20 protein-coding genes and 2 pseudogenes are annotated in these 23,429 nt (G+C 69.8%); 4 read left to right on the forward strand and 18 right to left on the reverse strand.

Annotation, left to right across the window (positions count from 1 at the left end; translation table 11 throughout):
- Window positions 1–110: 110 nt before the first annotated feature.
- From ruvX to OOK07_RS07235, 8 genes are all read right to left on the reverse strand, one after another.
- On the reverse strand, window positions 111–575 hold the full coding sequence (ruvX, locus tag OOK07_RS07200) for a Holliday junction resolvase RuvX (RefSeq protein WP_266795585.1): 465 nt from the start codon (window positions 573–575) through the stop codon (window positions 111–113).
- 10 nt (window positions 576–585) lie between these two features.
- The gene (gene alaS, locus OOK07_RS07205) at window positions 586–3,258 is read right to left on the reverse strand and encodes an alanine--tRNA ligase (RefSeq protein ID WP_266678005.1); all 2,673 of its coding nucleotides are present in this window, start codon (window positions 3,256–3,258) and stop codon (window positions 586–588) included.
- Window positions 3,258–3,617: a hypothetical protein gene (locus tag OOK07_RS07210; protein WP_266510670.1), complete on the reverse strand. Its 360-nt coding sequence runs from the start codon at window positions 3,615–3,617 to the stop codon at window positions 3,258–3,260. Before OOK07_RS07210 ends, alaS begins: the two co-directional genes overlap by 1 nt.
- An 8-nt stretch (window positions 3,618–3,625) precedes the next feature.
- A complete protein-coding gene (locus OOK07_RS07215) occupies window positions 3,626–4,081 on the reverse strand; it encodes a DUF948 domain-containing protein (RefSeq protein ID WP_266795587.1) in 456 nt (151 codons plus the stop codon).
- A gap of 326 nt (window positions 4,082–4,407) precedes the next feature.
- Window positions 4,408–4,998 (reverse strand): hypothetical protein, encoded by a 591-nt coding sequence (locus OOK07_RS43630; RefSeq protein ID WP_524540311.1) that lies wholly within the window; start codon window positions 4,996–4,998, stop codon window positions 4,408–4,410.
- Between the two features lie 74 nt (window positions 4,999–5,072).
- Window positions 5,073–5,687: a 30S ribosomal protein S4 gene (gene rpsD / locus OOK07_RS07225; protein ID WP_037742246.1), complete on the reverse strand. Its 615-nt coding sequence runs from the start codon at window positions 5,685–5,687 to the stop codon at window positions 5,073–5,075.
- A gap of 305 nt (window positions 5,688–5,992) precedes the next feature.
- A complete protein-coding gene (locus tag OOK07_RS07230) occupies window positions 5,993–7,348 on the reverse strand; it encodes a replication-associated recombination protein A (RefSeq protein WP_266795588.1) in 1,356 nt (451 codons plus the stop codon).
- Between the two features lie 56 nt (window positions 7,349–7,404).
- Window positions 7,405–8,067 carry a vitamin K epoxide reductase family protein gene (locus tag OOK07_RS07235; RefSeq protein WP_266795589.1) on the reverse strand — a complete coding sequence of 221 codons (663 nt, stop codon included), beginning with the start codon at window positions 8,065–8,067 and terminating at the stop codon, window positions 7,405–7,407.
- Between the two features lie 146 nt (window positions 8,068–8,213).
- Here OOK07_RS07235 and OOK07_RS07240 point away from each other — a divergent pair.
- Together OOK07_RS07240 and OOK07_RS07245 are read left to right on the forward strand one after the other, a co-directional pair.
- A pseudogene (locus OOK07_RS07240) lies at window positions 8,214–8,534 on the forward strand (ATP-binding cassette domain-containing protein); the annotation flags it as partial.
- A 1-nt stretch (window position 8,535) separates the two neighbouring features.
- Window positions 8,536–9,014, forward strand: a pseudogene (locus OOK07_RS07245) (LuxR C-terminal-related transcriptional regulator); the annotation flags it as partial.
- A 75-nt stretch (window positions 9,015–9,089) separates the two neighbouring features.
- Here the strand turns inward: OOK07_RS07245 and hisS are convergent.
- Window positions 9,090–10,352, reverse strand: coding sequence for a histidine--tRNA ligase (hisS, locus tag OOK07_RS07250; RefSeq protein ID WP_266795591.1), 1,263 nt, complete (start codon window positions 10,350–10,352; stop codon window positions 9,090–9,092).
- A gap of 11 nt (window positions 10,353–10,363) precedes the next feature.
- Window positions 10,364–11,074: an MBL fold metallo-hydrolase gene (locus OOK07_RS07255; RefSeq protein ID WP_266795592.1), complete on the reverse strand. Its 711-nt coding sequence runs from the start codon at window positions 11,072–11,074 to the stop codon at window positions 10,364–10,366.
- Window positions 11,075–11,264: 190 nt separating this feature from the next.
- On the opposite strand from OOK07_RS07255, the gene OOK07_RS07260 reads away from it, so the two are divergent.
- On the forward strand, window positions 11,265–12,110 hold the full coding sequence (locus OOK07_RS07260) for a peptidylprolyl isomerase (RefSeq protein WP_266795594.1): 846 nt from the start codon (window positions 11,265–11,267) through the stop codon (window positions 12,108–12,110).
- 135 nt (window positions 12,111–12,245) lie between these two features.
- On the forward strand, window positions 12,246–13,475 hold the full coding sequence (locus tag OOK07_RS07265; RefSeq protein ID WP_266678020.1) for a DUF349 domain-containing protein: 1,230 nt from the start codon (window positions 12,246–12,248) through the stop codon (window positions 13,473–13,475).
- 98 nt (window positions 13,476–13,573) lie between these two features.
- Here the strand turns inward: OOK07_RS07265 and OOK07_RS07270 are convergent, their stop codons facing one another.
- The 8 genes from OOK07_RS07270 to ruvC form a co-directional block, all read right to left on the reverse strand.
- Complete coding sequence (locus tag OOK07_RS07270; RefSeq protein ID WP_266678021.1) at window positions 13,574–16,147, reverse strand: RelA/SpoT family protein; 2,574 nt, start codon at window positions 16,145–16,147, stop codon at window positions 13,574–13,576.
- Between the two features lie 731 nt (window positions 16,148–16,878).
- Window positions 16,879–17,418, reverse strand: coding sequence for an adenine phosphoribosyltransferase (locus OOK07_RS07275; RefSeq protein WP_266678023.1), 540 nt, complete (start codon window positions 17,416–17,418; stop codon window positions 16,879–16,881).
- A complete protein-coding gene (gene secF / locus OOK07_RS07280; RefSeq protein ID WP_266795596.1) occupies window positions 17,415–18,518 on the reverse strand; it encodes a protein translocase subunit SecF in 1,104 nt (367 codons plus the stop codon). The genes OOK07_RS07275 and secF overlap by 4 nt, the downstream gene beginning before the upstream one ends.
- Before the next feature lie 3 nt (window positions 18,519–18,521).
- Window positions 18,522–20,285 (reverse strand): protein translocase subunit SecD, encoded by a 1,764-nt coding sequence (gene secD / locus OOK07_RS07285; protein ID WP_266795597.1) that lies wholly within the window; start codon window positions 20,283–20,285, stop codon window positions 18,522–18,524.
- 132 nt (window positions 20,286–20,417) lie between these two features.
- Window positions 20,418–20,909, reverse strand: coding sequence for a preprotein translocase subunit YajC (gene yajC / locus OOK07_RS07290; protein ID WP_405626728.1), 492 nt, complete (start codon window positions 20,907–20,909; stop codon window positions 20,418–20,420).
- A 187-nt stretch (window positions 20,910–21,096) separates the two neighbouring features.
- Entirely contained in the window at window positions 21,097–22,191 is a 1,095-nt protein-coding gene (ruvB, locus tag OOK07_RS07295) for a Holliday junction branch migration DNA helicase RuvB (RefSeq protein ID WP_266795599.1), read from the reverse strand.
- Between the two features lie 32 nt (window positions 22,192–22,223).
- On the reverse strand, window positions 22,224–22,829 hold the full coding sequence (gene ruvA / locus OOK07_RS07300; RefSeq protein WP_266678034.1) for a Holliday junction branch migration protein RuvA: 606 nt from the start codon (window positions 22,827–22,829) through the stop codon (window positions 22,224–22,226).
- Entirely contained in the window at window positions 22,826–23,374 is a 549-nt protein-coding gene (gene ruvC / locus OOK07_RS07305; RefSeq protein WP_266678036.1) for a crossover junction endodeoxyribonuclease RuvC, read from the reverse strand. Before ruvC ends, ruvA begins: the two co-directional genes overlap by 4 nt.
- Between the last annotated feature and the right edge of the window lie 55 nt (window positions 23,375–23,429).

Here is a 23,429-nt window from a genome sequence, read left to right on the forward strand (position 1 = left end):
GCCGCGAGGCGGCAGTTACGCGGCTTCTGGCCAGGTTTCCGTCCCGCCTCTTGCTGTGCAGCCGCTGTTCGAACAGCGGCGCAGTCGCGCGGAACGTTACCGTATCGCGATCAGATGACCACTTCGACGCCCTCGCCGGGTGCTTTACCTGACACCCGTTCGGATTCGAGGGCCTGCTGGAGGATGATCACAGCGGCGGCCTGGTCGATGACGGAGCGGCCCTTCTTCGCCTTCACGCCCGAGGCGCGCAGTCCCTGACTGGCCGTCACCGTGGTCATCCGCTCGTCGACGAGCCGGACGGGGATGGGGGCGATGCCCTTGGCGAGCTCCTGGGCGAAGCCACGAACCTTCACCGCGGCGGGGCCCTCGCCCCCCTTGAGAGAGCGAGGGAGGCCGACGACCACCTCGATCGGCTCGTACTCCTCGACGATGCGCTTGAGCCGACGGTGAGCTGCGGGAACGTCCCGGCCGGGGACGGTTTCGACCGGGGTGGCGAGGATCCCGTCGGGGTCGCACGAGGCGACCCCGATCCGGGCGTCCCCGACGTCGATCGCGAGTCGACGGCCTCTGCGCATCTCTTCGGCCCTACTTCGCCGTCTCGGTCACAAGACGCTCCACCGCGTCCACCGCGTCACCGATCGCGGCCGGGTTCTGGCCGCCGCCCTGAGCGACGTCCGGCTTGCCGCCACCGCCGCCGCCGAGGGCCTTGGCTGCCGTACGGACCAGGTCGCCGGCCTTGAGACCGCGCTCACGGGCGGGGTCGTTGGTGGCGATGACGGTGAGGGGCTTGCCGTTGTTGACCGTGAACAGGGCCACCACCGCGGGCCGTCCACCTTGAATGCGGCCGCGCACGTCGAGGACCAGCCTGCGCAGGTCGTCGGGGGTCGTACCGTCCGGGACCTGGCCGGTGACGACGGCGACGCCGCGAACGTCCTTGGCGGACTCGGCCAGACCGGCGGCGGCCTGGAGCACCTTCTCGGCGCGGAACTTCTCGATCTCCTTCTCGGCGTCCTTCAGCTTGCCGAGCATCGCGGAGACCTTCTCGGGCAGCTCGGCCGGACGGCCCTTGAGCAGCTCGGTCAGCTGGTTGACCACCGTGTGCTCGCGGGCGAGGAAGTTGTAGGCGTCGACACCGACGAGCGCTTCGATACGGCGGACACCCGAGCCGATCGACGATTCGCCGAGCAGCTTCACCAGGCCCAGCTGGGCGGTGTTGTGCACGTGCGTGCCGCCGCACAGCTCCTTGGAGAAGTCGCCGATGGTCACGACGCGGACGCGCTCGCCGTACTTCTCGCCGAACTCGGCGATGGCGCCCTGCTTCTTGGCCTCGTCGATGCCCATGACGTCGGCGCGGACGTCGAGGTCGCGGGCGAGCACCTCGTTGATCTTCTGCTCGACGTCGCTCATCACGGCCGTGGGAACGGCGGACGGGGAGCCGAAGTCGAAGCGGAAGCGGCCGGGCTGGTTCTCGGAACCGGCCTGCGCGGCCGTCGGGCCGAGGGCGTCACGCAGGGCCTGGTGGGTGAGGTGCGTGGCGGAGTGGGCGCGGGCGATGGCCTTGCGGCGGCGCTGGTCGATGGAGGCCTGGGCCTTCGCGCCGACCGTGACCTCGCCGACCTGGACGACTCCCTTGTGGACGTAGACGCCGGGGACCGGCTTCTGGCAGTCGCGGATCTCGATGACGGCACCGGTGTCGACCTTGATGCGGCCTGTGTCGCCGATCTGGCCGCCGCCCTCGGCGTAGAACGGGGTGCGGTCGAGGACGATCTCGACCTCGTCGCCCTCGGTGGCGGCCGGGGAGGAGGCGCCGTGGACCAGGATGCCGACGATCGTCGACTCGGTCTCGGTGTCGGTGTAGCCGAGGAAGTCCGTCTCGCCGGCCTTGTCGGCGATCTCGCGGTAGGCGCCGGTGCCGGCGTGGCCGGTCTTCTTTGCCTGGGCGTCGGCCTTGGCGCGCTCCCGCTGCTCCTTCATCAGCCGCCGGAAGCCGTCCTCGTCCACCGAGAGGCCCTGCTCAGCGGCCATCTCCAGGGTGAGGTCGATCGGGAAGCCCCAGGTGTCGTGGAGCAGGAACGCCTTGTCGCCGGGCAGGACCTCGGAGCCGGAGGCCTTGGTCTCGGTGACGGCGGTGTCGAGGATGTTGGTGCCGGCCTTCAGCGTCTTGAGGAAGGCGTTCTCCTCGGCGACGGCGACCTTCTCGATGCGCTCGCGGTCGGTGACCAGCTCGGGGTACTGCCGGCCCATCATGCCGATCACGGTGTCGATGAGGTCCAGGACGACCGGGCCGGTGGCGCCGAGCAGGCGCATGTTGCGGATGGCACGGCGCATGATGCGGCGCAGCACGTAGCCGCGGCCCTCGTTGCCCGGTGTCACTCCGTCGCCGATGAGCATCACCGACGTGCGCATGTGGTCGGTGACCACACGCAGGGAGACGTCCGAGGCGTGCGCGTCGCCGTACTCGACACCGGTCAGCTCGGTGGCCTTCTTGATGACGGCCATCGAGGTGTCGATCTCGTACATGTTCTGCACGCCCTGCAGAATCATGGCGAGCCGCTCCAGGCCGAGGCCCGTGTCGATGTTCTTGCTCGGGAGCTCGCCGAGGATCTCGAAGTTGTCCTTGCCGATGCCCTCGCCGCGCTCGTACTGCATGAAGACGAGGTTCCAGATCTCCACGTACCGCTCGTCGTTGACGGCGGGGCCGCCCTCGACGCCGAACTCGGGGCCGCGGTCGTAGTTGATCTCGGAACAGGGGCCGCAGGGGCCGGGGACGCCCATGGACCAGTAGTTGTCCTTCATGCCGAGGCGCTGGATGCGCTCCTTCGGCACGCCGACAACGTCGTGCCAGATGCGCTCGGCCTCGTCGTCGTCCTTGTAGACGGTGATCCAGAGCTTCTCCGGCTCCAGGCCGTAACCACCCTTGTCCTGGGGGCTGGTGAGCAGCTCCCAGGCGTACTTGATGGCGCCTTCCTTGAAGTAGTCGCCGAAGGAGAAGTTGCCGCACATCTGGAAGAAGGTGCCGTGCCGGGTGGTCTTGCCGACCTCTTCGATGTCGGGCGTGCGCACGCACTTCTGCACGCTGGTGGCGCGCGGGAAGGGCGGCTTGACCTCACCCAGGAAGTAGGGCTTGAAGGGCACCATGCCGGCGGGAACCAGGAGCAGAGTCGGGTCGTCCGCGATGAGCGACGCCGAAGGGACGACGGTGTGCCCGCGCTCCTCGAAGAAGCTCAGCCAGCGGCGGCGAATCTCGGCCGACTCCATCAGTGGTCCTCATTCCGGTTGTACGAGTACGTCTGGTACGTCGAGCCCTCGACGTACTTCGGGTTGTTGCGGTTCTCGATGGCGGCGTACCGCCGGGGTGCGGGGAGTTCGGGGTCGACGGAGGCGTTCAGCCCGAGCGCGTCGCCCAGTTCCTCCTCCCGCTGAGCCATGTTGTCGCGGACGTCGAGGGCGAAACCGACCGCGCGGTCCTTGATGCGGTGACCGGCCTCTAGCGCCTTGTTGGCCGCCGCGGCGGCGAGGTTCTCGGGGGTCAGCTGCTTCAGCTTGCGGTTGACCTTGGTTGTCGCCCACACGCCGGCGGCGACGCCCGTGGTGAACCAGAACGTACGGCGGAACATCGGTTGACTCAGTCCCTCTTTCCGCGGTTCTCGCGATCCTTGCGCTTCTCCCGCCGCGCGGCCGGGACCGTCCGGCCCACGATCACGGTACGCCGGGACTCCTTGGCGGGCACGTCGTCCCGGCGGGCTCCGAGGGCGCTGCGGACGCCGTAGCCGAAGGCGGCAACCTTGACCAGGGGGCCTCCGAAGGTGGAGGCGACGGTGGTCGAGAGCGCCGACGCGTTCGACGTGACCTCCTGGACGTCGGTCGCGATCGCGTCGACCCGGTCGATCTGGGTCTGCGCGGAGCGCACCGCCGAGGAGGCGTCGGCCAGCAGCGGAACGGCCTGGTCGGTCACGTCCGCGACCAGCTTGGTGGTCGCCTTGAGCGTCTGGGCCACCCTCGCCAGTGCCACGGCGAGGAAGGAGACCAGGATCGCCCAGAAGACGGCCACCAGGATCCCGGCCACCTCTCCACCGGACACCGCGTGCACCCGCTCCCTGAAACGTGCCTGAACATCGAGAAAAGTAGTGGGCCGAGCCTATCGCGCCGGGGATGGGGCTCCGCACCGGATTACCCCTCTGCGCGGCGCCACGTCGCGGGAAGCGGCGGTACGAACCGAATACGGCTCAGCACGCTCCGTGTTCCCTGCGGGATCGTCAGCGCGGCGCCGGCCGGGCGGACGGCGATCTGCCTCTGGAGCTCGACTCGTTCGTGGGGCGTTCGGCCGAACTGGCCGCACTGGCGCGGGCACTCGGGGCGGCGCGCCAGGTGAAGGTGACGGGCGCCGTCGGCGTCGGAGTCGGCAAGTCACGGCTCGCGACGCGGACGGCCGTGCGCTGCGCACCGCGCGACGGGGTGTGGCGGATGGAGCCGGCGCCGGTGCGCGATCCGGAGTTCGTCGACCACACCGTCGTGGAGGCGCTGGGGCTGACCGACCACACGACGCGGCATTCGCGCGAGACGCTGCTCGCACATCTCGCCGAGCGTCAACTCCTGCTGGTTCTTGACGGGTTCGAGCATCCGGCTGAGGCGTGTGCCTCTCTGGTGGGCGAGTTGCTGGGCCGATTGCCCGGGCTCAGGGTGCTCGGGGTGGGGCGCAGACCACTGGCCGTGGCGGTGCAGGGCGATGCGGCGGAGGCGGCGGTGTGCAGGGCGCGGCGGCGCGGATGTCCGGTCGGTGGGTCTGCCCCTGTTCGGCTCGGCGTACTGCAACGCCCCGCACGAGCTGTGCGAGGACATGGCGCGGGAGCGGCTGAGCGACCCGCGGTACGCGAGTTGCGTGGCGGAGGGGGCGCGGCTGGTGCGGGAGGCGGCGGTGCCGAAGGCGCTGGAACGGCCGCAGGCCGCCGTCCCGTCGCCGCGGGGGCCGGTGCGGTATGCGACGGCGAGCGTGAACATGCACGAACCCGCCGCCTCCCGACCCGGAAGGGCGGGGAGACGGCGGGCTGAGTGGTGCTACCGCCTGCTGGTGATCAGCGGGCGTAGTACTCGACGACGAGCTGCTCGTCGCAGATCACCGGGATCTCCTTGCGGTTCGGCTCGCGGTCCAGGCGGAAGGCCAGGGCGCGGAGGTTCACCTGGAGGTAGCGCGGGGTCTCACCGTCGGGGGCGAAGCCGCCCTCACGGGAGATGGAGAAAAGGGTCTTCTCACGGCTGCGCTCGCGGACCATCACGACGTCGTCGGGACGGACGCGGAAGGAGGGCTTGTCGACCTTCTGGCCGTTGACCTCGATGTGGCCGTGCACGACCATCTGACGGGCCTGGTAGATGGTGCGGGCGATGCCCGAACGCAGGACCAGGGCGTCGAGACGGCGCTCGAGCTCGATGATCAGGGCCTCACCGGTCTTGCCCTGGACCTTGGAGGCACGCTCGTAGGCGCGGACGAGCTGACGCTCGGACACGTCGTACTGCGCGCGCAGACGCTGCTTCTCGAGCAGACGGACCTTGTAGTCCGAGTTCTGCTTGCGGCCACGGCCGTGCTCACCCGGCGGGTAGGGGCGGGCCTCGAAGTACTTGACGGCCTTCGGGGTCAGCGCGATGCCGAGGGCACGCGACTTCTTGACCTTGGGGCGGGACTGGTTCGCCACTGTGTCTGTCTCTTTTCTCAGGTTTCCGGCTTGCCAGGGTGATGGGAGGTCGCATCCGCAGCCGGGGAAACCCATCTCGTCCTGGCGGACGGGGTGGGCAGCCGCTCCCCTGGTCTGGGCACATACGTGCAGCACGCGAGTGGCCCACCGACCGGTCCCGGAACTCCGAGTGGTGGTGGGCTGCCCGCGACACCGATCGACGGTGCGCGACGCTCCTGGAGTCGGTCCGCGAGGGACCGGTCTCCGGCTGACTGTCCCGCTCTGACAGCACAGGACTCAGCACTTCGGCGAAGTCTACAGGGTGCTCAGGACCGCTTACGACCGAGGTGTTTCCTGGTCCACTCGACCGCGTCCGCGTATCTCGCCTCGGCTCCGTGCCGGGTCGGTGTGTAGTACTCGCGGTCCTTGATGGCGTCCGGGGCGTACTGCTGCTCGGCGATGCCCTCGGCCAGGTCGTGCGGATACACGTACCCCTGCGCGTGCCCGAGCTTGGCGGCGCCCTTGTAGTGGCCGTCGCGCAGATGCGGCGGCACGGATCCGGCCAGTCCCTTGCGTATGTCGTCCATGGCGGCGCCGATCGCCGTCGTCGCGGCGTTGGACTTCGGAGCCAGGGCGAGGGCGATGGTGGCGTGGCTGAGGGTGAGGGCGGCCTCGGGGAAGCCGATCATGGCGACGGCCTGGGCGGCGGCGACGGCGATCGGCAGGGCATTGGGGTCGGCCAGGCCGATGTCCTCGCTCGCCGAGATCATCAGGCGGCGGGCGATGAAGCGGGGGTCCTCGCCGGCCTCGATCATGCGGGCCAGATAGTGCAGGGCGGCGTCGACGTCCGAGCCCCTGATGGACTTGATCAGGGCGCTGGCGACGTCGTAGTGCTGGTCGCCGTCGCGGTCGTACTTCACCGCCGCCCGGTCGACCGTCTCCTCCAGGGTGGTCAGCGAGATCTCCGTCTCGCCCTTGTCGAGGGCGGCACCGGCCGCGGCCTCCAGCGCGGTCAGGGCGCGGCGGGCATCGCCGCCGGCGATGCGCACGAAGTGGTCCTCGGTGTCCTCGGGGAGGGTGACCGCGCCCTTGAGGCCGCGCTCGTCGCTCAGCGCCCGCTTGAGCAGCCCCCGGACGTCGTCGTCGGTGAGGGGTTCGAGGGTGAGGAGGAGGGAGCGGGACAGGAGCGGGGAGATCACCGAGAAGTACGGGTTCTCCGTCGTCGCCGCGATCAGGGTCACCCAGCGGTTCTCGACCGCCGGGAGCAGGGAGTCCTGCTGGGCCTTGCTGAAGCGGTGGATCTCGTCGAGGAAGAGGACGGTCTCCTTGCCGTACCCGCCGGTGGCGCGGCGGGCGCCGTCGATGACCGCGCGGACCTCCTTGACGCCCGCGGTGATCGCGGAGAGCTCGACGAAGCGCTTGTCGGTGGCCTTGGAGACGACGTACGCCAGTGTCGTCTTGCCGGTGCCGGGCGGGCCCCAGAGGAGCACCGAGGACGGTCCGGCCGGGCCGCCCGCGCCCTCGCCGACCAGTCGGCGCAGGGGCGAGCCCGGTTTGAGCAGGTGCTGCTGGCCCACCACCTCGTCGAGGGTGCGCGGGCGCATCCGCACCGCCAGGGGGCTTCCTGCCGGATCCTTCTCCTGGCGTTCTTCTGCGGCGGCGGTGAACAGGTCGGGCTCCACGCTGAAACCCTAGTTCAACGCACTGACAATCCCTCCGGGCCCCTGGGGGCCAGGGGTCAGCTGGTCCAGAAGTCCCACCAGCGGGTCAGGACGAGCATGCCGATGATGCCGACGTGCAGCACGGGCACGACCCAGGTGAACTCGCCGAAGAAGCTCTTCAGCCAGCGCGGGGCGGACAGCAGGTCGTTGCGGATGTTGAACGAGGTCACGTACCAGAACATCGTGATCGTCGCGACCCAGGCCAGGGAGCACCACAGGCACAGCGCGTTGATGCGGTAGAGCGACTGGAACTGCAGCCAGGTGCAGAAGGCCACGCCGAAGAGCGTGCCGAGGTTGAAGGTGAGCCAGTACCAGCGCGGGAAGCGGGCGCGGGCGAGCAGGCTCATGCCGACGCAGATCACGATGCCGTAGCAGACCAGGCCGAGCATCGGGTTGGGGAAGCCGAAGGCGGCGGCCTGCTTCGACTCCATGACGCTGCCGCAGGAGACGACCGGGTTGAGGCTGCATCCCGGGGTGAACGTCTTGCCCTCGACCTTGGCCTCAAGCAGCTTGAACTTGTCGATCGTGATGACCCAGGCGGCGAGCAGACCGGCTGCGCCGGTGATCACCAGCAGGAGCGCGAACGCACGGCTGCCGCCCACTGTGGGCGGTCCGGCGGGGTCATGGTCCGGAGCGGGCTCGGGCTCGGTGGAGACGTCCTTGACAGTGGTCTTGCTCATCACGCCGATTCCGTCTGCTTGAGAGTTGGACCTTCTTCTGGCAGGGGCCATTGTGCCGCACCGTGGCCACTGTCCACCGTTCGGTGGACATAAGGAAGTACGCACGGTCGTCCCTGAGCGTTCGGTTCCGGACAATGGTGGACGGCATGACAGCGCACGCGAACGAACTCGCGGTGGACGTACGGGGGCTGCGCGAGCGGTACGGGGACGTGACCGCCGTGGACGGCATCGATCTCAGGATCCGCAGGGGCGAGGTGTTCGGCCTGCTGGGGCCCACTGGCGCGGGCAGGAGCACCACGGTGGAGATCCTCCAGGGCGACCGCTCCAGGGACGCGGGCGAGGTGTCGGTGCTCGGGTCGGACCCGGCGACCGGCACGCGCGCGTGGAGGTCGCGTGTCGGAATCGTCTGGCAGGACGAATCGGGACTCACCGGGTTGACGGTGCGCGAGACCGTACGCCGTTTCGCCCTTGCTCATGGACCTGCGGATGCCGGGCGGCGGGGGCGTTGACTCCATCGTGCGGATGGGAGAGGGAGAGGCGGGGCTGTCGTGCTGGGTGAAGCTCCTGGCGACGCACGAGACGGACCGGGACATCCTGCGGGGGAAGGCGAGGCTGGCGCGGCCGGTTGCCGGCTCAAGGACATGCCACGGGGTAAGTCGGCGGAGGCGGTGCGGGCGGCCGCGCGTGGCGAGGCCGTGCTCGCGCCGTCGGTGGCGGTGCGACTGGTGGACCGGCTGCGTACAAGACCGGAGCGGCCGCGGCTCTCGGAGCGGGAGACGGCGGTTCTGCGGCTGGTGGCGAAGGGCTGCACGAACGCGGAGACGGGCCGGCGTCTGTTCATCGGCGAGTCGACAGTGAAGACCCACCTCGTGCGCGCCTTCGGCGAGTTGGAGGTCGACGACCGGACGGCGGCGGTGACGAGTGCGACGCGCTTCGGGCTGCTCGACCATGACGAGGGCGCCGGATACCCCTGCGGGCATCCGGCGCCCTCGACGACGCGGCGGACGGTCGTGACGGACGGACTAGCCGAGCCGGGACTCCAGTTCCGCCACGATCTCGTTCACCCCGACCGCCGTCTGCTCGCCGGACTCCATGTCCTTGAGCTGGACGACGCCCTCGGCGAGGTCGCGTTCACCGGCGACGATCGTGTAGCGGGCGCCGCTGCGGTTGGCGTTCTTCATGGCGCCCTTGAGGCCCTTGGCGCCGTAGGAGAAGTCGGTGGCGATGCCGAGCTTGCGCAGCTCCGTGACCTTCGCGAACAGCACACGCCGCGCCTCCTCCCCCAGCGGCACCGCGAACACGCTGGTCGTGGAGGGGAGTTCGAGTTCGACGCCCTCCGCCTCCAGCGCCAGGACGGTGCGGTCGACGCCGAGGGCCCAGCCGACGGACGGCAGCTCGGGGCCGCCGATCATCTCCGACAGCCCGTCGTAACGGCCGCCGCCGCCCACCGCTGACTGCGAACCCAGACCGTCGTGGACGAACTCGAAGGTCGTACGGGTGTAGTAGTCCAGACCGCGCACCAGCTTGGGGTCGTCCTCGAAGGCGACGCCCGCCGCCGTGATCAGCTCGCGGACCTCTTCGTGGTAGGCCTTGCAGGCGTCGCAGAGGTAGTCGCGCAGCAGCGGGGCGTCCCCGAGCTGCTTCTGGACCGACTCACGCTTGTCGTCCAGGACGCGGAGCGGGTTGATCTCGGCGCGGCGCAGGGTGTCCTCGTCCAGGTCCAGGCCGCGCAGGAAGTCCTGCAGGGCCGCCCGGTACACCGGACGGCACTCCTTGTCGCCCAGGCTGTTCAGCAGGATGCGGAAGTTCCTGAGGCCCAGCGAGCGGTACGCCTGGTCGGCCAGGATGATCAGCTCGGCGTCCAGCGCCGGGTCCTCCGCGCCGATCGCCTCGGCGCCGACCTGCGAGAAGTGCCGGTAGCGGCCCTTCTGGGGGCGCTCGTAGCGGTAGTAGGAGCCCGAGTACCAGAGCTTGACCGGGAGGTTGCCCAGCTTGTGCAGGTTGGCCTCCAGCGCAGCGCGCAGCACGGAGGCGGTGCCCTCGGGGCGCAGGGCGAGCCTGTCGCCGCCCTTGGTCTCGAAGGCGTACATCTCCTTGGTCACGATGTCCGTGGACTCGCCGACACCGCGCGCGAAGAGCTCCACGCTCTCGAAGCCGGGCGTCTCGATGTAGCCGTAGCCGGCGTTGCGCAGCGGTGCGGCGATCGCCTCACGGACCGCCAGGAACTTGGCGCTGTCCGGCGGGATCAGGTCGTACGTGCCCTTGGGGGCCTTGAAGGTGCTCACGGAAGGTCTCGTCACATTCCTCGTCGGGGAGCGTCGGCGCCGGCTCCCGGGCCGGCGGCCACCTGCCGCAGATACGGGTTGGCGGCGCGCTCCTTGCCGATGGTCGTCTGGGGGCCGTGGCCGGACAGCACCACGGTCGAGTCCTCGAGCGGCAGGCACACTCGGGCCAGCGAGTCGAGCATCTCGGCCATGTCGCCGCCGGGCAGGTCGGTGCGTCCGATGGAGCCGGCGAACAGCAGATCCCCGGAGAAGAACACGGAAGGAATCTCCGTGGTCTCGGGCATCCGGAACGTCACCGACCCCTTGGTATGTCCGGGCGCGTGCGCGACGGACAGCTCCAGACCTGCGAGCGCGAGCCGCGCGCCATCGGTCAGCTCCTTGACGTCGTCCGGCTCCCCCACCGTCAGCTCGCCCATCAGCGGCATACCGATGGAACGGCCGAGCGCCTTCTCCGGGTCAGCCAGCATGTAGCGGTCCTCGGGGTGGATCCATGCCGGCACGTCGTGCGCGCCGCATACCGGGACGACCGAGGCCACATGGTCGATGTGACCGTGGGTGAGGACGACGGCGACGGGCTTGAGCCGATGCTTCTTCAGCGCTTCCTCGACACCTTGGGCGGCCTGATGGCCCGGGTCGATGATCACGCACTCCTCTCCGGCGGCGGGGGCGACGAGATAACAGTTCGTCCCCCAGGCCCCGGCGGGGAACCCGGCAATGAGCACGATCGTCCTTCGTTGTGTCGATACGGGCAGCCGCTGCAGCTGTGAACGAATGGCTGCAGCCTCTGCCAGAGCCTACCGGCGCTGCCGAATCCTCAGCGAACCCATATACGGTACGGGGCACACGCAGGCGGTCGACTCACAAGACGCACGCGTCCCAGTCGACATACGAGACGCACGAGGAGAGAACCCGGTGGTCACCCAGGAACAGCGGAAGCGTCAGCTCGCCCGGGAGAAGTTCTTGCGCCAGCAGCAGCGGCGTACGGCCGCGCGCCGCAAGGCGAACATGCGCAACTCGGTGATCGCGTCGGTGCTCGGCGTGGTCGTGATCGGCAGTGTGGCGCTCTACACGACCGGTGCGCTCAAGGACGACGGCAAGGCCAAGGCGAGCGCGGAGACGACGCCCAGCGCCCCCCCAACCAGCAAGGCGCCGGACCCGTGCGCGAAGCCGGCCAAGGGCTCGGTGAAGAAGCTGAGCTGGAAGAAGGAGCCGGCGCTGACCATCGACAAGTCGGCGAAGTACACGATGGATCTCGCCACGACATGCGGTGACATAGACATCGCGCTGAAGGCGTCGGCGGCGCCGCGAACCGTCAACTCGTTCAACTTCCTTGTCGGCAAGGGCTACTTGGACCACACCAAGTGCCACCGGCTGGTCACCCAGGGCATCTACGTCCTGCAGTGCGGCGACCCCACGGGCACCGGCACCGGCGGTCCCGGCTACTTGATCCCCGACGAGAACCTGAAGGACAAGAGCCTCAAGGGGAACATGTATCCGGCGGGTACGGTCGCTATGGCCAACCACTACGATCCGCAGAAAAAGCAGGGTCGCAATACCGGCGGCAGCCAGTTCTTCCTCGTCTACCAGGACAGTCCGCTGCCGCCCGACTACACCCCGTTCGGCACGATCTCCGCGTCGGGCATGAAGGTCCTGAATAAGATCGCCGCCGCTGGCGCGCAGGCCGTCGACCCCACGAGCGGCAACTCGGCGCCCAACGCAACGGTCGTGATCAACAAGGCGACGGTCACCAAATCCTGAGCGTCAAGTGCGGAATTTCGGTCGCGCGGGATGCGGACAGGCAACCCGCCGGTCGCCTATGTTGGCCGTGACGAAACTGTGGACGATGCCCGGGGGCAGTGAGGCCCTTCGCAGGCATCATGTGGAGGAGGCGCTGTGAGCAGCGACCCGTGGGGCCGCGTCGACGAGACGGGGACCGTGTACGTGCGTACGGCCGAGGGCGAGCAGGTCGTCGGTTCCTGGCAGGCCGGCTCCCCTGAGGAGGCGTTGGCCTACTTCGAGCGCAAGTACGAGGGCCTGGTTGTCGAGATCGGCCTCCTCGAGAAGCGCGTGAAGACCACCGACCTGTCCGCGAAGGACGCGCAGACCGCCATCGACCACATCCGCGAGCAGGTCGACGCGCACCACGCGGTCGGCGATCTGGCCGCCCTGCGGACTCGTCTGGACAAGCTGGTCCAGACCGTCGATGCGCGTCGTGAGGAGCGCAAGCAGCAGCGGGCGAAGCAGTCGGACGAGGCTCGGCACGCCAAGGAGGATCTGGTCACCGAGGCGGAGCAGCTGGCGCAGTCCGACCAGTGGCGGTCGGCCGGTGAGCGGCTGCGGGCGCTGGTGGACACCTGGAAGGGTCTGCCGCGCCTGGACCGCAAGTCGGACGACGAGCTGTGGCATCGCTTCTCGCATGCCCGGTCGGCGTTCTCCAAGCGTCGCAAGGCCCACTTCGCTTCGCTGGACGCGCAGCGCGAGGAGGCCCGCAGGACGAAGGAGCGGCTGGTCGCCGAGGCCGAGGCGCTGTCCGGCTCGACGGACTGGGGTCCGACGGCGGCGCGCTACCGCGACCTGATGACGGAGTGGAAGGCCGCGGGCCGCGCCCAGCGCGAGCACGAGGACGACCTGTGGAACCGCTTCCGTGGCGCCCAGGACGTGTTCTTCGCCGCCCGCAGTTCGGTCTTCGCCGAGCGGGACGCCGAACAGTCGGAGAACCTGAAGCTCAAGGAGGAGCTGGCCGGGGAGGCCGAGAAGATCCTCCCGGTCACGGACCTGAAGGCGGCCCGCGCCGCGTTCCGCTCGGTCAACGAGCGGTGGGAGGCCATCGGCCATGTGCCGCGCGACGCCCGGCCGAAGGTCGAGGGCCGGATGCACGCCGTCGAGCGCGCCATCCAGGAGGCCGAGGAGGCCGACTGGCGCCGGACGAACCCGGAGGCACGCGCGCGTGCCGAGGGTCTGACCGGCCAGCTCCAGGCGGCCGTGGACAAGCTGCGGGGCCAGATCGAGCAGGCCCGGACCCAGGGCAACAACTCCAGGGCCGACAAGCTCGAACGGGAGCTGGAGGGCCGCCAGGCACTCCTGGACCAGGCACTCAAGGGCCTGCACGAGTTCGGCGGCTGACCGCCTGACGAGACGCAGGGAAAGGGCCCCGTACCTCGTGTACGGGGCCCTTTCCCTGCGTGTGAATCCCCTACGGTTCCTTACAACTCCTCACGGCTCTACGACCTGCTGCGCGCCGACGTCACCCGGTACACGTCGTACACGCCCTCCACGCCCCGCACAGCCTTCAAAACGTGGCCGAGGTGCTTCGGGTCGCCCATCTCGAAGGTGAAGCGTGAGGTGGCGACCCGGTCGCGGGAGGTCTGGACGGCCGCGGACAGGATGTTGACGTGCTGGTCGGACAGGACGCGGGTGACGTCCGACAGGAGCCGGGAGCGGTCCAGTGCCTCGACCTGGATGGCGACCAGGAAGACCGAGGACTGGGTGGGCGCCCACTCGACCTCGAGGATGCGCTCGGGCTCGCGGGACAGTGAGCCCACGTTCACGCAGTCGTTGCGATGAACCGATACGCCACTACCGCGCGTGACGAAACCCATGATGGGGTCACCGGGGACCGGCGTACAGCAGCGGGCCAGCTTGACCCACACGTCGTCGACACCCTTGACGACGACGCCCGGGTCGGCGTTGGAGCGGCGCTTGCGGCTGCGGCTCCTGGTCGGCGGGACCGACTCGTCGATCTCCTCGGTGGCGGCCTCCTCGCCGCCGAGTGCGGAAACGAGCTTCTGCACGACGTTCTGCGCGGAGACATGGCCCTCGCCGATCGCCGCGTACAGCGCGGAGATGTCCGGGTAACGCATCTCGTGCGCGAGCGTGACGAGTGAATCGCCGGTGAGGATGCGCTGGATCGGCAGGTTCTGTTTGCGCATCGCGCGGACGATGGCGTCCTTGCCCTGCTCGATCGCCTCGTCGCGGCGCTCCTTGGAGAACCAGGCCCGGATCTTGTTGCGGGCACGCGGCGACTTCACGAAGCCCAGCCAGTCGCGGGACGGGCCCGCGCCGGCCGCCTTGGAGGTGAAGACCTCCACCAAGTCGCCGTTGTCCAGGGTGGATTCGAGCGGTACGAGCCTGCCGTTGACCCGCGCTCCTATGGTCCGGTGGCCGACCTCGGTGTGCACCGCGTACGAGAAGTCCACCGGGGTGGCACCGGCCGGCAGCGCTATCACGTCGCCCTTCGGCGTGAAGACGAAGACCTCGTTGCGCGACAGGTCGAAGCGCAGGGACTCCAGGAACTCGCCGGGGTCCTCCGTCTCCTTCTGCCAGTCGAGGAGTTGGCGCAGCCACGCCATGTCGTTGAGGTGGTCGTCCTTGCCGGTGGTCCTCGGCTGGTCCGAGCGCACCTTGGAGGCGCCGGCGACGGCCTCCTGCTTGTACTTCCAGTGCGCCGCGATGCCGTACTCGGCGCGGCGGTGCATGTCGAAGGTGCGGATCTGCAGCTCGACCGGCTTGCCGTTGGGGCCGATGACCGTCGTGTGCAGCGACTGGTACATGTTGAACTTGGGCATCGCGATGTAGTCCTTGAACCGGCCGGGGACCGGGTTCCATCGCGCGTGCACGGTGCCGAGGGCGGCGTAGCAGTCGCGGACCGTGTCGACCAGTACACGGATGCCCACCAGGTCGTAGATCTCCGCGAAGTCGCGTCCGCGGACGATCATCTTCTGGTAGACGCTGTAGTAGTGCTTCGGGCGGCCGGTGACGGTGGCCTTGATCCGCGCGGCCCGCAGATCCTGCTGGACCTCGTCGGTCACTATGGCCAGGTACTCGTCCCGCTTGGGCGCCCGCTCGGCGACGAGCCGCACGATCTCGTCGTACATCTTCGGGTAGAGGATCGCGAAGGCGAGGTCCTCCAGCTCCCACTTGATGGTGTTCATGCCGAGGCGGTGGGCGAGCGGCGCGTAGATCTCCAGCGTCTCGCGCGCCTTCTTCTCCTGCTTCTCGCGCTTGAGGTAGCGCATGGTGCGCATGTTGTGCAGGCGGTCGGCGAGCTTGATGACCAGGACGCGCGGGTCCTTGGCCATGGCTACGACCATCTTGCGCACGGTCTCGGCCTGCGCCGCCTCGCCGAACTTGACCTTGTCCAGCTTCGTGACGCCGTCGACGAGCAGCGCGACCGAGTCGCCGAAGTCGCGGCGCAGCTGGTCGAGGCCGTACTCGGTGTCCTCGACGGTGTCGTGCAGCAGCCCGGCCATGAGGGTGGCCGGATCCATGCCCAGCTCGGCGAGGATCGTGGTCACGGCCAGCGGGTGGGTGATGTACGGGTCGCCGCTCTTGCGCTTCTGGCCGCGGTGCCAGCGCTCGGCGACCTGGTAGGCCTTCTCTATCTGCCGCAGCGTGGCGGTCTCGATCTTCGGGTCGTTGCTGCGCACTATCCGCAGCAACGGCTCCAGCACGGGGTTGTACGGGTTGGAGCGCTGGACGCCGAGGCGAGCCAGCCGGGCGCGGACGCGGTTGGAGGAGCCGGAGCGGGCGGGCTGGCCGGTGTTCGGGCGGACCGCGGGCGGCGTGGGTGCGGTTCGCTCGCCCGAGGGGGCTCCCGCCGCTTGGGCGGAGTCGAGAGCGGGGGACGGCTTGGGGCGCGACTCTTCGGCCGACTTGCCTACGGGGGCCGCCTGGGCGTGCTCGACCGGCCCGCGGGCGTCGTTCTTCGCGTGCGGTGTGTTCGGCGCGGGCTTGGCCGCGGCTGCCGAGGCGGACTCGGGCTTGGCGGCGGTCAGGTGCTGGGCCTCGTCTGGCAAGAGGACTCCTCGTGCGCGATCCGGGTCCCCCGGTCAGGCTCCGGAGACCCCATGGTAGCGATCCTGGGCCGCAGGATCGCCTTCAGGCCACTGTGAGGACCGTCTACCCACGAAACAGAAGAGGCACCTGCCGGATTCCCGAGCACGGCTTCGGGGCGAGCTGGGGGCGTCTTGGGGGTGACGGAGAGCTGGCGGGGGCGCGGGGCCGGGGGCGGACGGGGGCCGGGGTGGCGCGAGGGCCGAGGTGGCGGGGTGGCACGAGGGCCGGGGTGGCGGGGTGGCACGAGGGCCGAGGTGGCGGGGTGGCGGGGTGGCGCGAGGGCCGAGGTGGCGGGGTGGCACGAGGGCCGAGGTGGCGGGGTGGCGGGGTGGCACGAGGGCCGAGGTGGCGGGGGAGCTGCGGGACCGCACGCGGTCTGAAAGACCGCGGGGAAGCTGCGGGACCGCGCACAGGCCCAAAGGCCGCACAGAAGCCGCCGGACACACAGGCCCAAAGGCCGCATGGGGGCTGCGGGGACCGCAGGCATGCCGAGGGGCGGCGCTGAAGCGGGGGTGAGCGGCCAGGTGGGCCCGCGGGCCGCAAGGCGGTTCTGGAGCCGTGTGGGGGCGCACGACGTAGGGCCGGGCCCCGCACGGGGCACGCCCGGGGCGTGACCCGTGGGGCCGCTGACGTGCGAAACGGCCGGCCCGGTGAGGCCGGGCCGGCCGTTTCGTGGTGAGGTACTGCGGTGTCAGACCTGGAGCAGGGCCTCCAGTGGTGCGCCCGCGAGCGCCGGTTCCAGGCGGGGGCGGCCACGAAGGAAGCCCAGCTCCATCAGGACCGCGAGGCCGGCGACCTCGGCGCCCGCCCGGCGGATCAGCTGGATCGAGGCCTCGGCGGTGCCGCCCGTGGCGAGGACGTCGTCGACGATCAGGATGCGGTCGTCGGCGGACAGGTCCTCCGCGTGCACCTCGATCTCCGCCGAGCCGTACTCCAGGTCGTAGGCCTGGCTCAGCGTCGCTCCGGGGAGCTTGCCCGCCTTGCGGACCGGGATGAAGCCCAGTCCGGCCCGGACGGCGACCGGGGCGCCGAGGATGAAGCCGCGGGCCTCCAGACCGACCACCTTCGTGGCACCGGTGTTCGTGGCGATCTCGGCCAGCGCGTCCGTCAGCGCCGTGAAGGCCGCCGGGTCCGCCAGGAGCGGGGTGATGTCCTTGAACATCACACCCGGCTCCGGGTAGTCGGCCACATCCCGGATGCGGCTGAGCAGCAGCTCCTTGATGTCCGTCATCGGCGCTTCCCGGAGGGACGGCCACGGCCGCGGTTGCGGGACGCGGGCTGGTCGCGCGGACCGACGACGGCCGGGGCCGCGTCCTCCGGCTCGTCCACGCCGAGGCGCGCCCCGGCCAGTTCCTCCTCGGCGGCGGCCTGGGCCCGCTTGGCGAGGACGCGCTTCTTCAGGGCCTTCATCTGCGGCTCGGCCTCCTTGAGGTCCGCGACGAGCGGCGTGGCGATGAAGATCGAGGAGTACGCACCGGCCGCGAGGCCGACGAACAGCGACAGCGAGATGTCGTTGAGCGTTCCGGCGCCGAGGAAGCCGCCGCCGATGAACAGCAGGCCCGCGACCGGCAGCAGCGCGACGACCGTGGTGTTGATCGAGCGGACCAGGGTGCCGTTGATCGAGCGGTTGGCGATGTCGCTGTAGGTGAAGCGGGTCTGCTTGGTGATGTCCTTCGTCTGCTCCTTGAGACTGTCGAAGACGACGACCGTGTCGTAGAGCGAGTAACCGAGGATCGTCAGCAGACCGATGACCGTGCCGGGCGTGACTTCGAAGCCGACCAGGGCGTAGATACCGGTCGTGATGGTGATGTCGTGGATCAGCGCGACCAGGGCCGCGAGCGCCATTCGCCACTCGAAGGCGATCGCCAGGTAGATCACCACGAGGACCATGAAGATGCCGAGGCCCTCCCAGGCCTTGTTGGCGATCTGGTCACCCCAGCTCGGGCCGACCAGGTCGGCGGCGATGGACTCGGCGGACACGTTCATGTCCTTGGCCAGCTTGGCCTTCGTCGCGTCCGACTTCGCCGTGTCCATGCCGGCGATCTGGATGCGCAGGCCGCCGGTGCCGAGCTTCTGCACCACCGCGTCATGGCCGGCGGCCTTGGACGCGTAGGTCTCCGCCTGGGCCACCGAGACGCTGGTCTTCCCGGTCGTGAAGACGGCACCGCCCTGGAAGTCGATGCCCATGTTCAGGCCGCGCACCGCCAGGCCGACGATGGCGGTGATGGTGATCAGGATGGAGATGCCGTACCAGATCTTGCGCTTGCCGACGAAGTCGTAGCTGATCTCGCCGCGGTGGAGTCGGGCGCCGAGGTTGCCGAGTTTCGACATCGCTCACGCTTCCTTCGGGTCGACAGGGCCGGCGACGGGGCCGGAGGGACGGCGGGTGCGGCGCAGGGGGGCCTTGGCGCCCAGGCCCTTCGGATCGAGCCCCGACCACTTGTGGCCGCTCGCGAAGAACTTACGTCGGGCGAGCAGCGTCATCAGCGGCTTGGTGAAGAAGAAGACGACGACCACGTCGAGCACGGTGGTCAGACCGAGCGTGAACGCGAAGCCCTGGACCTTGCCGACGGTCACGATGAACAACACGGCGGCGGCCAGGAACGACACGAAGTCGGAGACCAGGATGGTGCGCCGGGCGCGCGGCCAGGCCCGCTCGACGGCGGGGCGCAGCGTGCGGCCCTCGCGGATCTCGTCCCTGATGCGTTCGAAGAACACGATGAACGAGTCCGCGGTGATGCCGATCGCGACGATCGCGCCGCAGATGGCCGGGAGGTTCAGCGCGAAGTGGATCGCGGGGCCGAGCAGCGACATGATCACGTAGGTGAGGATCGCGGACACCAGCAGCGAGGGGATCGCGACGACCGACAGACCGCGGTAGAACGCCAGCAGGTAGATGACGACCAGAGCGAGGCCGATCGCGCCCGCGACCAGACCGGCGTGCAACTGCTCGCCGCCGAGCGCGGCGGTCACGGTGGTCACGCTCTGCTCTTTGAAGGAGAGCGGGAGCGCGCCGTAGGACAGCATGTTGGCGAGGCCCTGGGCCTCCTGCTGGTTGAAGCTGCCGGAGATCTCTGCATTGCCGCCGGTCAGCGCCTGCTTGACGTACGGGTCGGAGACCACGTTGCCGTCGAGGACGATCGCGAACTGGTTCTGCGGGGTCTGGTTCTTGGCCAGCTGGCCGGTGATGTCGGCGAACTTCTTGGCGCCCTGGGACGTGAAGTCCATGGTGACGGTCCAGCCGGCGGCGGTCTGCGTGTTGAAGACGGCCTGCGCCTTCTTGACGTCCGTGCCGTCGACGGCGGCGGGGCCGAGAACGTACTTCTGCCACTGATGCTGCGAGTTCTGGCCGCAGGCGACGGTGGGGTCGGTGGGCTTGGCCCCCTGGCCGGCGGTGGTCCGGACCGACTGCTTGGTGCAGTCGAGGGCAGCGTACTGCGCCTTCAGCTTGGCGGCCGCGTCACTGGCGGCGGAGCTACCGCTCGGCGACGGGGAGGGGCTGGAGGACGCCTTCGCGCTGGCGCTCGGCGTCGAGTCCGCCTTCAGCGCGTCGGTCACGGCGCGACCCTGCGAGGTGGCGGTGGCCGAGGGACTCGCGGAGGAGGACGAGGTTGCCTTCGGCTTACCGGTCGCCTTGCCCGAGGGGCTGCTGGAGGCACTCGGCGTCGGGCTGGTCGTGGCGGCGGCGCCGGAGGCCTCGGTGGTGAGCACCGGCCGGAAGTACAGCTTGGCGGTGGTGCCGACCTGCTCCCGCGCCTGCTTGGAGTTCGTGCCCTTGGGGATGTTGACGATGATGTTGCTGGCGCCCTGGGTCTGGACCTCCGTTTCGGACACGCCCAGACCGTTGACACGGCGGTTCATGATGGCGACCGCGGTGTCCATGTTGGTCTTGTTGATTGCGTTGGGCTGGCCCGGCTCGTTCTCCGCCTGAAGCGTGATGCTCGTACCACCGGCAAGGTCGATGCCGAGACGCGGAGTGGTATGACCCGAGGCGAACATTCCTCCGGTGAGCGCCACGATGGCGATCAGGATGAGGGCCAGCGAGCGCCCTGGCTTGCTCTGGGCGCTCGCGCTTCGGCCCTTCTTAGGTGCTGCCACCTTCTCGTACTCCCTCTCGGGCCGCTCCGCGCCGGATCTTCGGGCGGACGGCCATGACATGGTGTCGGGATCCCGTGCGAGCTGCGCATGATCCGGGGCGCGCGGAAGCGGACCGCACGCCCTGGGGCATGGCTACTTCGCCTCGGAGTCGCCGTCGGTCTTCTTCGGCTCTGCGTCCGACGTGGCCTCGGCGGCCGTCGTGTCGTCGGCCGGCTCCTCGGTCGCGTCCTTCTTGCCGAGGTCGACGGACTTGTCGTCGGAGGCGGCGGCAGCTTCGTCGGCGGAGTCGTCGGACTCGGTGAGGGAGGAGGCGTCGTCCGGGACCACGTCGGTGTCGGACTTCAGGTCGTGCTCGATGCCGTGCACGATGCGGTTGTACTCGTCATCGCTGAGCACGGAACCGATGGCGTTCTTCCCGAAGAGGAGCTCGACTCCCGGGCCGGCGTCGAGGAGGACCGTGTCGTCGTTGACCTCCTTGACCGTCGCGTACATGCCCCCGATCGTGCGGACGCCGCTGCCGGGCTGCAGCTCGTTGCGCATCGCGGCGGCCTGCTGCTGCTTGCGCTTGGCCGAGCGGGTCATGAGGAACATGGCCCCGATGAGCACGATGAAGGGGAGGAGCATGGTGATATTCACGGGACGGTATTTCCTTCGCACGACCGCGATGGAGAGCGGCCTCATGGATGGGGGTATGTATACCGCCGACAAAGGCGGCATCGGCGGAGTCTAAGCGAGTCCACGCGCAGGGAACAACGCTCAGCATGGCACCTGGGTTCCTGACCGGGCCAATGCCCTCGCCGTCACGAACCCATCACGTCCCGAACAGGTCCTGTTGTCCGTTTCCCGCAGTTGCCGAGCGGGGCGGCGTGAGGCCGAGATGCGCCCATGCCGCGGGGGTGGCGACCCGTCCGCGCGGGGTGCGGGCGAGCAGGCCCTCCCGGACGAGGAACGGTTCGGCGACCTCCTCGACGGTCTCGCGCTCCTCCCCCACCGCGACCGCGAGCGTGGAGAGGCCGACGGGACCGCCGCCGAACAGCTTGAGCAGGGCCTCCAGAACTCCGCGGTCGAGGCGGTCGAGGCCGCGGGCGTCGACCTCGTAGACCTTCAGCGCGGCCGCGGCGATGTCGCGGGTGATGAATCCGTCGGCCTTGACCTGGGCGTAGTCGCGCACGCGGCGCAGCAGGCGGTTGGCGATACGGGGCGTGCCGCGGGAGCGGCCGGCGATCTCGGCGGCGCCGTCGGCCTGGATCTCGACGTCGAGCAGGTTCGCGGAGCGGTGGATGACGCGCTCCAGCTCGGCGGGCTCGTAGAACTCCATGTGCGCGGTGAAGCCGAAGCGGTCGCGCAGCGGGGGCGGCAGCAGGCCCGCGCGCGTGGTGGCGCCGACCAGGGTGAACGGGGGCAGTTCGAGGGGGATGGCGGTGGCGCCGGGGCCCTTGCCGACGATGACGTCGACGCGGAAGTCCTCCATCGCCATGTACAGCATCTCCTCGGCGGGCCGCGACATGCGGTGGATCTCGTCGAGGAAGAGGACCTCGCCCTCCTGTAGGGAGGAGAGGATCGCGGCGAGGTCGCCGGCGTGCTGGATGGCGGGTCCGCTGGTGATGCGGATCGGGGCGTCCATCTCGGCCGCGATGATCATCGAGAGGGTGGTCTTGCCGAGGCCCGGGGCGCCGGAGAGCAGCACGTGGTCGGCGGTGGCGCCACGCGCGCGTGCGGCGCGCAGCACGAGATCGAGCTGCTCGCGGACCTTCTCCTGTCCGATGAACTCGTCCAGGTCCTTGGGGCGCAGGGCGGCCTCGACGGCCTGGTCCTCGCCATCGGCAACAGAGTCCACCAGCCGCTCCGCGGCGGGGCCGACGAGCCGCTCGGCGGCGGGGGTGTCGGTCGGGTCGTCCCAGTTCACTGAGATCTCCTAGCTGGGCTCGTGCAGGTGGGTCAGCGGGCGCGGTTGAGGGTCTGCAGGGCCGCTTTGAGCAGCTGACCGACCTGGGGCGTACCCTCGGCCGCCTCGGCCTGCGGTGCCACGGCGGACACGGCCTCGTCGGCCTCGCGGGTGGCGTACCCGAGGCCGATCAGGGCGGCGTGCAGCTGGTCGCGCCAGCCGGAGGTGACCGCCGTACCGACGGCCGGGGCGCCGATCGGTTCGCCGAGCCGGTCCCTGAGCTCCAGCAGCAGTTTCTGGGCGCCCTTCCTGCCGATGCCCGGGACGGCGATGAGAGCCTTCTCGTCGCTGGTGGAGACGGCTCGGCGCAGGGCGTCCGGGGAGTGCACCGCCAGCATCGCCTGGGCCAGGCGAGGGCCGACTCCGCTCGCCGTCTGCAGCAGCTCGAACACCTGGCGCTCGTCGTCGTCCACAAAGCCGTACAGCGTGAGCGAGTCCTCGCGGACGACCAGGGAGGTGGCGAGCTTGGCCGGCTTGCCGATGCGAAGGGTGGAGAGCGTGTTGGGGGTGCACTGCACGGCCATGCCGACACCGCCGACCTCGACGACGGCGGCGTCCGGGGCGAGGGCGGCGACCGTGCCGCTCACGAAGGCGATCATGCCGTACGGCCTTTCGACGGGGTCGGTGCTTTGGCTGCGTGCAGGGCGACGGCCTGCTGGAGTCGGTTCTGGGCGGGGGCGCGCCAGATGTGGCAGATGGCGAGCGCGAGGGCGTCCGCGGCGTCGGCCGGCTTGGGGGGCGCGTCGAGCCGCAGCAGCCGGGTGACCATGGCGCCGACCTGTGCCTTGTCGGCGCGGCCGCTGCCGGTGACCGCGGCCTTGACCTCGCTGGGGGTGTGCAGGGCGACGGGGATGCCGCGGCGGGCGGCACACAGCATGGCGACGGCGCTGGCCTGGGCGGTGCCCATCACGGTCCGTACGTTGTGCTGGCTGAACACCCGCTCCACGGCGACGACTTCGGGCCGGTACTCGTCCAGCCACTGCTCGATGCCGTGCTCGACGGCGACGAGGCGGTGCCCCAAGTCGGCGTCCGCGGGCGTCCGTACGACTCCGACGCCCACCATGGTGAGCGGCCGGCCCGCGACCCCGTCGACGACGCCCACGCCGCACCGCGTCAGTCCCGGGTCCACCCCCAGTACGCGCACGTGCCCCTCCCCTCGGTGATCTTTGACTTCACGCCAGGCTATCCGCTGCCACCGA

This window comes from Streptomyces sp. NBC_00078 (assembly GCF_026343335.1).
Classification (GTDB): Bacteria; Actinomycetota; Actinomycetes; order Streptomycetales; family Streptomycetaceae; genus Streptomyces.

Bases quoted from the DNA above. Each gene is read 5' to 3' on its own strand.
- secF (WP_266795596.1), bottom strand. From the start codon at position 18,518: ATGTCGAAACTCGGCAACCTCGGCGCCCGACTCCACCGCGGCGAGATC.
- OOK07_RS07235 (WP_266795589.1), bottom strand. From the start codon at position 8,067: ATGAGCAAGACCACTGTCAAGGACGTCTCCACCGAGCCCGAGCCCGCT.
- alaS (WP_266678005.1), bottom strand. From the start codon at position 3,258: ATGGAGTCGGCCGAGATTCGCCGCCGCTGGCTGAGCTTCTTCGAGGAG.
- OOK07_RS07275 (WP_266678023.1), bottom strand. From the start codon at position 17,418: ATGACGGACATCAAGGAGCTGCTGCTCAGCCGCATCCGGGATGTGGCC.
- yajC (WP_405626728.1), bottom strand. From the start codon at position 20,909: ATGCTCCTCCCCTTCATCGTGCTCATCGGGGCCATGTTCCTCATGACC.
- ruvX (WP_266795585.1), bottom strand. From the start codon at position 575: ATGCGCAGAGGCCGTCGACTCGCGATCGACGTCGGGGACGCCCGGATC.
- OOK07_RS07210 (WP_266510670.1), bottom strand. From the start codon at position 3,617: ATGTTCCGCCGTACGTTCTGGTTCACCACGGGCGTCGCCGCCGGCGTG.
- ruvA (WP_266678034.1), bottom strand. From the start codon at position 22,829: ATGATCGCCTTCGTGAGCGGCACGGTCGCCGCCCTCGCCCCGGACGCC.
- OOK07_RS43630 (WP_524540311.1), bottom strand. From the start codon at position 4,998: ATGTTCACGCTCGCCGTCGCATACCGCACCGGCCCCCGCGGCGACGGG.